The sequence below is a fragment of the Streptomyces sp. NPDC056347 genome (genome assembly GCF_042262625.1).
GTDB lineage: Bacteria > Actinomycetota > Actinomycetes > Streptomycetales > Streptomycetaceae > Streptomyces.
Map to the genome: position 1 here is coordinate 1 of NZ_JBHJQP010000218.1, position 12,295 is coordinate 12,295.

10 protein-coding genes are annotated in these 12,295 nt (G+C 69.3%); 4 read left to right on the plus strand and 6 right to left on the minus strand.

Going from position 1 to position 12,295, the window contains the following annotated elements; all coding sequences use genetic code 11:
- Nucleotides 1–72: 72 nt before the first annotated feature.
- Nucleotides 73–1,653, minus strand: coding sequence for an MDR family MFS transporter (locus tag ACFCV8_RS32505; protein WP_376689091.1), 1,581 nt, complete (start codon nt 1,651–1,653; stop codon nt 73–75).
- Nucleotides 1,654–1,795: 142 nt separating this feature from the next.
- Between ACFCV8_RS32505 and ACFCV8_RS32510 the strand changes: the two genes are divergently transcribed.
- A complete protein-coding gene (locus ACFCV8_RS32510) occupies nt 1,796–2,374 on the plus strand; it encodes a TetR/AcrR family transcriptional regulator (RefSeq protein WP_376689092.1) in 579 nt (192 codons plus the stop codon).
- A gap of 36 nt (nt 2,375–2,410) precedes the next feature.
- Here ACFCV8_RS32510 and ACFCV8_RS32515 read toward each other — a convergent pair whose 3' ends face one another.
- The gene (locus tag ACFCV8_RS32515; RefSeq protein WP_376689093.1) at nt 2,411–3,112 is read right to left on the minus strand and encodes a M23 family metallopeptidase; all 702 of its coding nucleotides are present in this window, start codon (nt 3,110–3,112) and stop codon (nt 2,411–2,413) included.
- Between the two features lie 352 nt (nt 3,113–3,464).
- Here ACFCV8_RS32515 and ACFCV8_RS32520 point away from each other — a divergent pair, with 352 nt between their 5' ends.
- Nucleotides 3,465–3,827, plus strand: a complete 363-nt coding sequence (locus ACFCV8_RS32520; protein ID WP_376689094.1) for a trypco2 family protein — start codon at nt 3,465–3,467, stop codon at nt 3,825–3,827.
- On the plus strand, nt 3,824–7,000 hold the full coding sequence (locus tag ACFCV8_RS32525) for an NACHT domain-containing protein (RefSeq protein ID WP_376689095.1): 3,177 nt from the start codon (nt 3,824–3,826) through the stop codon (nt 6,998–7,000). Before ACFCV8_RS32520 ends, ACFCV8_RS32525 begins: the two co-directional genes overlap by 4 nt.
- Nucleotides 7,001–7,112: 112 nt before the next feature.
- Here ACFCV8_RS32525 and ACFCV8_RS32530 read toward each other — a convergent pair whose 3' ends face one another.
- Nucleotides 7,113–9,641 (minus strand): ATP-dependent Clp protease ATP-binding subunit, encoded by a 2,529-nt coding sequence (locus tag ACFCV8_RS32530; protein WP_376689096.1) that lies wholly within the window; start codon nt 9,639–9,641, stop codon nt 7,113–7,115.
- Nucleotides 9,642–10,093: 452 nt separating this feature from the next.
- On the opposite strand from ACFCV8_RS32530, the gene ACFCV8_RS32535 reads away from it, so the two are divergent.
- Nucleotides 10,094–10,675 (plus strand): SCO3374 family protein, encoded by a 582-nt coding sequence (locus ACFCV8_RS32535; RefSeq protein WP_376689099.1) that lies wholly within the window; start codon nt 10,094–10,096, stop codon nt 10,673–10,675.
- Here ACFCV8_RS32535 and ACFCV8_RS32540 read toward each other — a convergent pair.
- The 3 genes from ACFCV8_RS32540 to ACFCV8_RS32550 form a co-directional block, all read right to left on the minus strand.
- The gene (locus tag ACFCV8_RS32540) at nt 10,654–10,974 is read right to left on the minus strand and encodes an Lsr2 family protein (RefSeq protein WP_352275508.1); all 321 of its coding nucleotides are present in this window, start codon (nt 10,972–10,974) and stop codon (nt 10,654–10,656) included. The two genes, ACFCV8_RS32535 and ACFCV8_RS32540, sit on opposite strands and share 22 nt — an antisense overlap.
- Before the next feature lie 157 nt (nt 10,975–11,131).
- On the minus strand, nt 11,132–11,689 hold the full coding sequence (locus tag ACFCV8_RS32545) for an amino-acid N-acetyltransferase (protein WP_376689097.1): 558 nt from the start codon (nt 11,687–11,689) through the stop codon (nt 11,132–11,134).
- Between the two features lie 9 nt (nt 11,690–11,698).
- A complete protein-coding gene (locus tag ACFCV8_RS32550; protein WP_376689098.1) occupies nt 11,699–12,217 on the minus strand; it encodes a BlaI/MecI/CopY family transcriptional regulator in 519 nt (172 codons plus the stop codon).
- Nucleotides 12,218–12,295: the final 78 nt, after the last annotated feature.

A 12,295-nucleotide genomic window follows, 5' to 3' on the forward strand; every position in this document is an offset into this window, starting at 1 on the left:
CTCCCGGGGCGTGCGCCCGGGAGCCTCCCGTTCTTCGTTTCTCCGTACGCGCTCCGCGTACCCGCGCCGGCCTCAGACGGCCTCGGCGACCGGCTTGGGCGCCGGACCCGCGCCGCGCAGCGGCACTTCCTTGACGAAGACCGAGGACACCAGCGCGATCACCGCGACCGAGGCGCCCACCAGGAACGCGATGTGCGTGCCGGAGGCCACCGCGAACTGGTACGCCTCGCGCGCCGCGTCCGGCAGCTTCGCCAGGCTCGCCGCGTCCAGCTGCGCGGACTTCGCGGTGGCCGCCCCGCCGCCGCGGGCCACCATCTCGTCCTGCACCCGCCCGGTGAACAGCGCGCCCATGATCGCGACGCCGAAGGAACTGCCGAGCGTACGGAAGAGGGTCGTCGAGGAGGAGGCGGCGCCCATGTCCTTCAGCTCCACGCTGTTCTGCGCGACCAGCATGGTGATCTGCATCAGGAAGCCCATGCCCGCCCCGAGCACCGCCATGTAGACGCCGGAGGTGAGCCGCGTGGTGTCGACGTCCATCCGGGACAGCAGGTAGAGGCCGCTCACCATCAGCACGGAGCCCAGGATCGGGAAGATCTTGTACTTGCCGGTGCTGGTGGTGACCCGTCCGGCGATGAGCGAGACGACCATCATCGACAGCAGCATCGGCAGGAGCAGCACGCCCGAGTTGGTCGCCGAGGCGCCCTGGACGGACTGCTGGTACAGCGGCAGGAAGAGCACCGCGCCGAACATCACGAAGCCCGACATGAAGCCGATCACGGACATCAGGGTGAAGTTGCGGTTGCGGAAGATGTGCAGCGGAATGATCGGCTCCGCCGCCTTCGTCTCGACGAACACGAAGCCGACGAGTGCGACGACGCCGATCGCGGCGAGCTCCATGATCACGGCCGAGGTCCAGGCGTACTCCGAACCGCCCCAGGTCGTGACCAGCACGATCGCGGTGATGCCGAGGGTGAGCAGCCCGGCCCCGAGGTAGTCGATCCTGCCCTTGGCGCCCTCGCGCCTGGGCAGGTGCAGTACGACGGTGACCATGGCGAGGGCGACCGCGCCCAGCGGCAGGTTGATGTAGAAGCTCCAGCGCCAGCCGAGGTGGTCGGTGATGGTGCCGCCGACCAGCGGTCCGCCGATCATGGCGACGGCCATGACGCCGGCCATCATGCCCTGGTACTTGCCGCGCTCGCGGGGCGGCACCAGGTCGCCGATGATCGCCATGACGCCGACCATGAGGCCGCCCGCGCCGAGCCCCTGGACCGCCCGGAAGCCGATCAGCTGGCCCATGTCCTGGGCCATGCCGCTCAGCACCGAGCCGACCAGGAAGATCACTATGGACGTGAGGAAGACGCCCTTGCGCCCGTACATGTCGCCGAGCTTGCCCCAGATGGGCGTGGAGGCGGCGGTGGCCAGGGTGTACGCGGTGACGACCCAGGACAGGTGCGCCAGCCCGCCGAGGTCACCGACGATCGTCGGCATGGCCGTACCGACGATCAGGTTGTCCAGCATGGCCAGCAGCATCGTGATCATGAGGGCGAACATCACCACCCGGACGCTGCGCTGCGGCCCCGCGGGCTGTGCGCCCGCCCGGTCGGCGACGGCCGGCCCCCCGCCCCCGCCTGGCGCTTTCTTCAGATCAGTCATCGTTCCCACTCCCCCGGCCCCGTGGCACGGGCCCGCTTCCCGGCGCGAGCCGGGGACTTACTTGCCGCCCGGCTAGTAACTACACTGGGGAAAGTAGACCCGTAACTAGCCGGGCGTCAAGTAAGTTTTGAGGAGAGCTCTCATGGGCCGCACACCGCAGCAGCGCCGTGGAAACACGCGCCAGCGCATTCAGGACGTCGCCCTGGAACTCTTCGCCGAGCAGGGCTACGAGAAGACGTCGCTCCGCGAGATCGCCGAGCGGCTGGAGGTCACCAAGGCGGCGCTGTACTACCACTTCAAGACCAAGGAAGACATCCTGGTCGGCATCTTCGAGGACCTCAACCGGCCGGTCGAGGAGCTGGTCGCCTGGGGCCAGGAGCAGCCGCGCACGCTGGAGACCAAGAAGGAGCTCCTCAGCCGCTACAGCGAGGCGCTGACCGAAGCCGCCCCGCTCTTCCGTTTCATGCAGGAGAACCAGGCGGCCGTACGGGACCTCAGCATCGGCGTGACCATCAAGGAGCGCGTGATCGCCCTGATGGGGCTGCTCCAGGAGCCGGGCGCCTCACTGACCGACCAGGTGCGCTGCTTCACCGCGCTCATCTCCACGCACGCGGGGCTGTTCGCCCTCAAGGACGTCGAAGGCGACCCCGAGGAGAAGCGCAAGGCCGTCCTGGAGGTCGCCATCGATCTGGTCACCCAGGCGCACCCCACGGAGGTGTGAGGGGCGCCGCCCGGTGCGTGTCCGGTGCGTGTCCGGTCAGACGCGCACGCCCTCGCGGTGCAGGAAGTGGACCGGGTTGACCGCCGAGCCGTAGTCGGCGGTGCGCCGGATCTCGAAGTGCAGGTGCGGGCCGCTGGAGTTGCCGGTGTTGCCGGAGAGCGCGATCCGGTCACCGGTCCGCACGGTCTCGCCGATCCGGACGTCGATCTTCGACAGGTGGGCGTACTGGGAGTACGTGCCGTTGGCGTGCTTGATCACGACGGCGTTGCCGTACGCCGGACCGTCGCCGCCGCCGTTCGGGCCCGCCTTCACGACGACACCGTTGTGCGCGGCCTCGACCTCGGTACCGACCGGAACGGCGAAGTCCTGGCCGGAGTGCTTGTGGGCCCAGCGGCTGCCGTCGTTGCCGAAGCTCGCGCTCAGCTCGTAGCGGTTCACCGGAGCGGACCAGCCGTGGGTCTTCTTCAGGGCGGCCTTCTTCGCGGCGGCCGCCTTCTTGGCCACCGCGGCCTTCTCGGCCGCGATCCTGCCCTGGACGGACGCCTGCTCGGCGATCGACCGGGCCGCGCCGGCGCCGGTCAGATGGTCCGCGCTGCCGGGGGCACCCGCCGAACCGGCCGCGAACGCAGCGCCCACACCGAGAACCATCGACGTACCGAGACCGGCCGCCATCACGGCGCCGCGGACACGGGACAGGGACGGGCGACGGGAGTGCTGGAACGAAACGCGCTTCGACATATGCGGAGAACCTCCGTAGATGACTGGACCCGGCGGTCGGCCGGGCTGGCCATCCCTTGGTAACCCGCACCCCGGCCAGGGTTCAAACCCCCCATCTACGAACAAAAGCCGTATCCGGCCTCTCGGGAATCCGCCGCGCTTCACGCCGTCCGAGCCACCGCCGGACCTGCCGGACACCGGTCCGGGACAGGCGGCGATCACCCGCCCCACCCCTCCTACCGCCACTAGTAGGCCCGGAACGGGCTGTGCGGCTTGTCACCGCCGGCAGGCCGAAACCGCACCCTTCCCGGGACCTTCGGCCCGGCCGCTGACTAGGGTGACCGGACCAGCTCACTCCGGGGGGACGCAGGCCATGGCCAGTGACGACGCGGGCACCAGCGACATGGACGGGATCGAGCTCGCCGATGCCGTCGAGTCGATCCGCAACCAGCTCATCGACGCCGCGAGCCGCGCCACCGGCCGTCCGCTGGCCTTCGAGGTCGGCGACATCCAGATGGAGTTCACCCTCGAACTCCGCAAGGAGATCAAGGGCGGCGGCCGGGTCAGGGCCTGGGTGGTCGACGCGGGCGCCGACGCCTCCCGCGCGACCGGCCGCACCCACAAGGTCGCCTTCACGCTCAAGCCGCACGACGCCGCGACCGGCGGAGCCTGGCGGATCGGCAACGACGACCCGGGCAGCACGGCCCGCTTCGGCGGTGGGACACCCCGACCGTGAGCATCACGGCGCGCACGGTCGTCGTCCTCGGCGGCGGCGCCGTCCAGGGCAGCGGCGTCCTGCTCACCGAGCGTCTCGTCCTGACCTGCGCCCATGTCGTCCGGGGCGGCGGCCGCACCACGGTCGCCCACCCCCGACGGGCCGGGAGCACGGAGGCGACGGCCGCCTGGGTCGACCACGACCTCGACGCCGCCCTCCTGCTCGCGGCCGAACCGGTCCTCCCGGTCGTCCCGGCACGCCTGGGCGTCCTGCACACCGGGCACGCGGTCCCCGGCTGCGAGATCACCGGCTTCCCCGACATCCAGCGGTACGGCCCCGAGCGGCATCTGGAGTCCGACCAGTACACCGCCACCGCCCTGCCGACGGCCGGACAGCCGCGCGGCCTGCTGGTCTGCGAACTGGACGGCCCGCCCCTGGCGAACGACGCACGGGCCCAGGCGCTGCGCGGCCTGTCCGGCGGCCCCGTCTTCGCCGGTGACGTCCTCATCGGCATCGCCCGGCAGCTCCCCCTCCACCGCGAGGGCCGGCGCGTGGAGTGCGTACCGCTCGCCCCGCTGCTCGCCGCGAAACCGTTCCGGCTGGTCTACGAGCAGACCGGCACGCCCCTGCGCCACGAGCCGGTGCACGGCCGCTTCCCCCGGGACGCCCGGTACGAGGAGGACTACGCGGCGGCGCTCGGGGCCGCGTACCGCCGCACGAAGATCTTCGGCCTGGACGAGCTGGGCCGACGCGAATCCGAATGGGACCTGGACACCGCGTACCTGAGCCTGGAGGCCCAGCGGCACCCCGCACACCACGGCCCCGGAGCCGTCGGCCTCCCCGGCCCGCCCCAGCGGATCGACACCCTCCTCCCCGACCGGCCCCGGGTCCTGCTGCGCGGCGACGCGGGCGCGGGCAAGACCACCCTGCTGTGGTGGCTGGCCGCACACGCCGCGTCCGGCACCCTGAGCCCGGAGCTGGGCGCGCTCAACGGGCTGGTCCCGTTCGTCGTACCGCTGCGCACCCTGCGTGCCGAGGGCGGCACCTTCCCCTCCCCCGCCCAGCTGCCCGACGCCGCCCGGCTGGTCGTCGACCGGGCGCCCGAGGGGTGGGTGGGCCGGGTACTGGAGTCCGGCCGGGGCCTGTTGCTGGTCGACGGCCTGGACGAGGTCCCGGCCGACGACCGCGAGCAGGCCCACCAGTGGCTCTCCCGGCTCCTGGACCGCTACCCGGACATCCGCTGCGTGGTCACGGTGCGCCCGCTCGCCGTCGAGTCGGGCTGGCTGGACTCCCAGGGCTTCGAGGAACTGCGGCTGCTGCCGATGGGGGACCGGGACATCGAGGCGTTCGTCGCCGCCTGGCACCGGGCCGCCCGGCTGGACGACGACGACCACGAGACGCTCGGCACGCTGGAGCGGGACCTGGTCCAGCAGTTCGCCCAGAACCGCACCCTGCTCGACCTCGCCCGCACCCCGCTGCTCTGCGCCGTGATCTGCGCCCTGCACCGCCGCCGCCAGGGCCTCCTGCCGGAGACCCGCTGGAGCCTGTACGACTCGGCCCTCACCATGCTGCTCGGCGACCGCGACAAACAGCGCAGGATCGACGCCCCCGAGGGCATCACGATGAGCCCGGCGGAACAGGCCCAGCTCCTCCAGCGCATCGCGATCTGGCTGGTCCGGGGCAACCAGTCGGAGCTGGACCGCGCCGCCGCGCTGCGCCAGCTGGAACGCGCCCTGCCCGGCATGGCACGGCTGAGCTCCCAGGGCTCGTCCGGCACGATCCTGAACCACCTGCTCAACCGCAGCGGAGTCCTCCAGGAGCGCGCCGAGGACACCTACCAGTTCGCCCACCGCACCTTCCAGGACTTCCTCGCCGCGAAGGAGTTCGTCGAGGGCGACCAGCTGCGCGAACTCCTCATCCGGGCCGGCTCCCGGAACTGGCACGACGTCATCCTGCTCGCCGCCGGCCACTGCGACCGCCGGGACCACCCCGTCCTGGTCAACGGCCTGCTCGACCACGTACCCGGCCCGGCCGACACCGTCACGCACGACGAGATCGCCGTCCTGGCCGCCCTCTGCGCCCAGCACGCCACCTGGCTCGACGAACCGACCCGGGAAAGGGTCCACGCGGCCGTCGGGGCGCTCTTCCCGCCCCACGACTACCAGGCCGTCAAGGTGCTCGCTCGACTCGGGCCAGCCGCCCTGGTCCACCTGCCGGACCCGGCTCAGGTGACCGACGACGTAGATCTCCGGCGATTCATCGATCTGATCAACGAGATCGGCGGAGCGGAAGCCGTGCCGCATGCCCGCCGCTGGGCCCTCGCCCACCCGGAGCTCGAGCTCGTCTTCGCGGCCAGCTGGGACAAGTACCCGATACGCATATACGCCCGAGAGGTACTTTCCTCTTTCGACCTGCCCTATAGATCTCTGGTCCTCAACACTCCGGAGAAGCTGGTGGCACTAGGCGATCTGCCGTCCGCCAGAACCCCGATGATCACGGGAGAACACTCCGTCTCCGCCCTGCACGCAGCCCTGCACGGTGGTCCGTGGACCGCCGTGGAGATTCAGGACAATCCGAGTCCGACCGACCTTTCGTTCCTGACGGGCTGCGTCGGTCTCGAATCCGTGACGCTGAGCCGATGCCCCGCCGTACAGGATCTCGGCGCGCTCACCGGGCTTCCCTCACTGGAGTCGGTCGACCTCGACATGACTCATCTCTCCGGCACCTCGCTTGCCGCCACAGCATCAAGGGAACTGCGTTCCCTTTGGCTGAACCACCTGACCGCCGGGCAGCTCTCCCAGCTCCCGGCCCACCCTCAGTTGAGCCTGCTGGGCATTCACCAGGCGCCCCTTCTGGAGATCGACACACTCGAAGGCTGGACGAACCTGCGTCGGCTGGAGCTGTGGGCTCCCACCCCGGTCCGACCGCTGCTTGCCGCCCTCCGGCGGGCTCCGCAGGTAACCAGCCTCGCCCTGCGTCTGCCGTCCGCCACGGAGTTCAGGCCGGAACGGCCCGTGCCCTCCCTGGAGGTCCTGGAGCTCAACCAAAACGACGACGCGTTCGGGTTGGAGCAGATCCCCCGGGTCTTCCCCGCTCTGAAGCAGCTGCTGCTCGTGTCACCCAGTCATGCCGGTGGCGCCGAGCTCTGCCTGCTCCAGGAGGCACTGCCCGACTGCCAGGTCACCGTGATCTGACCCCGCCCCGCCCCGTACCCGAAAACGGCCCGGACCCCGGACCGTTGCGTACGGTCCGGGGCCCGGGCCCCTGCTTGCTTCCGCTCAGGCGGTCAGGCGCTCAGCGGCGGCCTCACACGTCCTTCGACATGTTCGGACCCGCGCCGCCCGCGGCCTGCTCGATCGGCGGGACGTCGGGCAGTGCCGTCTTCTCCTCGCCGCGGAAGGTGAACTTCTTCTCGTCGCCGTCGCCCTCGGTGCCGACGACCACGATGTGACCGGGGCGCAGCTCGCCGAAGAGGATCTTCTCCGAGAGGATGTCCTCGATCTCGCGCTGGATCGTCCGGCGCAGCGGCCGGGCGCCCATCACGGGGTCGTAGCCCTTCTTGGCGAGGAGCGTCTTGGCCTCCGCGCTGAGCTCGATGCCCATGTCGCGGTCCTTCAGGCGCTCGTCCACCTTGGCGATCATCAGGTCGACGATCTGGATGATGTCTTCCTGGCTGAGCTGGTGGAAGACGACCGTGTCGTCGACACGGTTGAGGAACTCGGGTCGGAAGTGCTGCTTCAGCTCTTCGTTGACCTTGTTCTTCATCCGCTCGTAGCCGGTCTTGACGTCGCCCTGGGCGGCGAAGCCCAGGTTGAAGCCCTTGGAGATGTCCCGCGTACCGAGGTTGGTCGTCATGATGATGACCGTGTTCTTGAAGTCCACGACCCGGCCCTGGGAGTCGGTCAGGCGACCGTCCTCCAGAATCTGGAGCAGGGAATTGAAGATATCGGGGTGGGCCTTCTCGACCTCGTCGAAGAGAACGACAGAGAACGGCTTGCGGCGCACCTTCTCGGTGAGCTGGCCGCCCTCTTCGTAGCCCACGTAGCCGGGGGGCGAACCGAAGAGACGGGAAACCGTGTGCTTCTCGCTGAACTCCGACATGTCGAGGGAAATCAGCGCGTCCTCGTCACCGAAGAGGAATTCGGCGAGCGTCTTGGACAGCTCGGTCTTACCGACACCGGACGGACCGGCGAAGATGAACGAACCACCGGGGCGCTTCGGGTCCTTCAGACCGGCCCGCGTACGGCGGATCGCCTGCGAGAGGGCCTTGATGGCGTCCTTCTGCCCGATGACGCGCTTGTGCAGCTCGTCCTCCATGCGGAGCAGGCGGGAGGACTCCTCCTCCGTGAGCTTGAAGACCGGGATGCCGGTCGCGGTGGCGAGGACCTCGGCGATCAGCTCGCCGTCGACCTCGGCCACGACGTCCATGTCGCCGGCCTTCCACTCCTTCTCGCGCTTGGTCTTCGCGGCGAGGAGCTGCTTCTCCTTGTCACGGAGGGAAGCGGCCTTCTCGAAGTCCTGCGAGTCGATCGCGGACTCCTTGTCGCGGCGGACGCCGGCGATCTTCTCGTCGAACTCGCGGAGGTCCGGCGGCGCGGTCATCCGGCGGATGCGCATCCGGGAACCGGCCTCGTCGATCAGGTCGATCGCCTTGTCCGGCAGGAAGCGGTCGGAGATGTACCGGTCGGCCAGGGTCGCGGCCTGGACCAGCGCCTCGTCCGTGATGGAGACGCGGTGGTGGGCCTCGTAGCGGTCGCGCAGACCCTTGAGGATCTCGATGGTGTGCGGCAGCGACGGCTCGGCGACCTGGATCGGCTGGAAGCGGCGCTCCAGCGCGGCGTCCTTCTCCAGGTGCTTGCGGTACTCGTCGAGCGTGGTGGCACCGATGGTCTGGAGCTCACCGCGGGCCAGCATCGGCTTGAGGATGCTGGCGGCGTCGATCGCGCCCTCGGCGGCGCCCGCACCCACCAGGGTGTGGAGCTCGTCGATGAACAGGATGATGTCGCCGCGGGTGCGGATCTCCTTGAGGACCTTCTTCAGGCGCTCCTCGAAGTCACCGCGGTAGCGGGAACCGGCGACCAGCGCGCCGAGGTCGAGGGTGTAGAGGTGCTTGTCCTTGAGGGTCTCGGGCACCTCGCCCTTGACGATGGCCTGCGCCAGGCCCTCGACGACCGCCGTCTTGCCGACGCCGGGCTCGCCGATGAGAACCGGGTTGTTCTTGGTACGGCGGGACAGCACCTGCATGACCCGCTCGATCTCCTTCTCGCGCCCGATGACCGGGTCGAGCTTGGATTCGCGGGCGGCCTGGGTGAGATTCCGGCCGAACTGGTCGAGCACCAGGGACGTGGAGGGGGTGCCTTCCGCGGGGCCGCCCGCGGTAGCCGCCTCCTTGCTGCCCGAGTACCCGGAGAGCAGCTGGATGACCTGCTGCCGCACCCGGTTCAGGTCGGCGCCCAGCTTCACGAGGACCTGGGCGGCGACGCCCTCGCCCTCGCGGATCAGGCCGAGCAGGATGTGCTCGGTGCCGATGTAGTTGTGGCCGAGCTGAAGGGCCTCACGGAGCGACAGCTCCAGGACCTTCTTGGCCCGGGGCGTGAAGGGGATGTGCCCGGACGGGGCCTGCTGGCCCTGGCCGATGATCTCCTCCACCTGCTGGCGGACCGCCTCGAGCGAAATCCCGAGGCTCTCCAGGGCCTTAGCGGCGACACCCTCACCCTCGTGGATAAGGCCCAGGAGGATGTGCTCGGTGCCGATGTAGTTGTGGTTGAGCATCCGGGCTTCTTCCTGAGCCAGGACGACAACCCGCCGCGCGCGGTCGGTGAACCTCTCGAACATCGTTAATCGCTCCTCAGAGCGGTCAGGCAGTTAGGGGTCGGTCCCCTCCCTGTCCTTCCGCAGCTTAGTCCCGCAAGCGGGGACCGCTCATTCCAACTGCCGACACCGTCCTTGGCCTCCTGCCCCGAACGCTGACAACTTCTCCAACCCGATGGTGCGAGACGATGTTCCCGCAGGCCAGGCAGATACGCCTTTCGCCAGTACGCCGATGGCGAACGGGAGATGCCCGAACCCGCGTGTCGCCCCTCACCACTAGGGATGTCCTACCCGCAATTACAGACAGTCCATGCGGCGCGCACCGGTTCCCTCCGCTACGGGCGAACACATTGCCGCTCCCGAATGCGCCCCTGCGCCCCCATCATGGACACGGTGCGTGCCCGTTCGCCGACTCCGCGTAACCAGGCGGGCGCCCGGAACGTTCATCCGGCATGGTCATCGCCGCCCCGTCCTCCATGCCGTCCACCGACATCGGGCAGGAGGGCCGTGAGGGCGCCCGCTGGGCGCAGTGGTACGAACGCGAGCTCGGCTGGGCGACGGCGGGAACCGCGCCGGTGCGGCTGCTGACCGGGCTGGGGTTCGACGTGCTCCAGGTCCCCGCGGCCGCCGGTCACGCGGCGCTGCGGCGGCTGGACCGAACGGGCCCGGTGGCGCTGTCGGGGGCACGGATGAGCCTGCTGGTCGCGGCGGGGAGCGCCGAGGAGCTGCCCGGCCTGCTCGACTGGCTGGAGTGGCGGGGCGTCGCCCTCTCACTGACCGCCATCGGCGCGGGCGGCCGGATCACCGCGCCGGTGCCGCCCGGACGGACGGCGGGCCCGCCGGGGGCCGCCACGTGGCTGCGGCCCCCCGGGCCACGGCACGAGGAGGGCGCGGCGCTCCCGGCTCTCGCCGGCCTCGGGAGCAGGGGTGAGGATGCTCCCGATCTCGTACGGCTGGTGGACGCGGTGGCGACGGAATGCCACCGGGCCCGATTGACGCATACCCGAACGGGGCCATCGACGGCTGGGCCGACGACTCAGCCGTTGGCCTTCCGGTAAGCCTCGCGGATCTCGGCGGGAACGCGGCCGCGGTCATTCACATTGTGGCCGTTCTCGCGGGCCCACTTACGGATCTCGGCAGTGTCCTTGTTGCCACCGGTAACGGCGCGGCCCTTACCACGGCCGCCGGTGCGCCGGCCACTCTTGGTGTACGGCTCAAGAAGACCACGGAGCTTGTCCGCGTTGCTCGTCGTGAGGTCAATCTCGTACGTCTTGCCATCGAGAGCGAACGTGACCGTCTCGTCCGCCTCGCCGCCGTCGAGGTCATCGACAAGAAGGACCTGAACCTTCTGTGCCACTGGATTCCCTTTCATCGAAAATGCAGTACGCGGAAAGGAAACCGCTTTTCCCCGGAAAACACAAACCCCCGGGAGAGGTTCAGGATCACGGGAAGACGGGAAACGTGCGCGATTCGGACATAGGGTTCCGCCTTCTTGAGACGGCCACAGATGTCGGTCACAGATGCAGAAGCATCCGGCTGTTGCCCAAGGTGTTCGGCTTCACTCGTTCGAGCCCCAGGAACTCCGCTACGCCCTCGTCATAGGAACGCAGCAGCTCGCTGTAGACATCTCCGTCGACCGGTGTCTCCCCGATCTCGACGAAGCCGTGCTTCGCGAAGAAGTCCACTTCGAAGGTGAGACAGAAAACCCGCCGCACACCCAGCCAACGGGCGGTCCGCAACAACTTGTCCAGCACTTGATGGCCGACCCCGGCACCCCTGATGCCGTGGTCGACGGCGAGAGTACGCACTTCGGCGAGGTCTTCCCACATCACGTGCAGTGCGCCGCAGCCCACGACCCGGGCGTCCTCGTCGCGTTCCGCGACCCAGAACTCCTGGATGTCCTCGTAAAGCGTCACGGTCGCTTTGTCGAGCAGGATGCCTTCGCGTACGTACCCGTCGAGGAGACGGCGGACCGACGCCACATCGCTGGTCCTGGCGCGTCGGACCGTGATGGCCGTCTTTTCGGCCTGCGGTGCGGTACGGGATTCGGCGGGCGGAAGGTCTGAGGACATACCCCGACGCTATCGCCCGGCGTCCGGCGCCGCCCCATCGGCCGGTTCTCCGGCCGCTTCCGCTCCCGGTTCCCGGCCCGCTTCCGCACCTGGTTCCCGGTCCGCTTCCCCGCCCGGTTCCCGGCCCGCTTCCGCGGTCGGTTCGTCCGCCGTCGCGGTGCCGGAGCGGTCGGGTTGAACGATCCTCATGGCGTCCTTGAGTGCCTCGCGCTGCTCGGCGGACATCATCCCGAAGAACGCGACGAGGGCGGCCGCGGGGTTGTCACTGCGCGACCATGCTTCGTTCATGAGTGCGGCCGAGTAGGCGGCACGTGTGGACACCGCCGTATATCTATATGCGCGGCCGTCCACTTCCCTGCGCACCCAGCCCTTCTGATGGAGATTGTCCATTACCGTCATGACGGTGGTGTAGGCGATGGAGCGTTCCTGCTGGAGGTCCTCAAGGACTTCCCGCACGGTGACCGGGCGGTTCCATTGCCAGACCCGTGTCATCACGGCGTCTTCCAGATCTCCCAATTGACGGGGCACGACGCCACTTTAGTATCAGATGCCGTAAATGCCCGGTTTATTTGCGCAGCAAAAGGGCGCACGGCTCCTGGTGAGCCG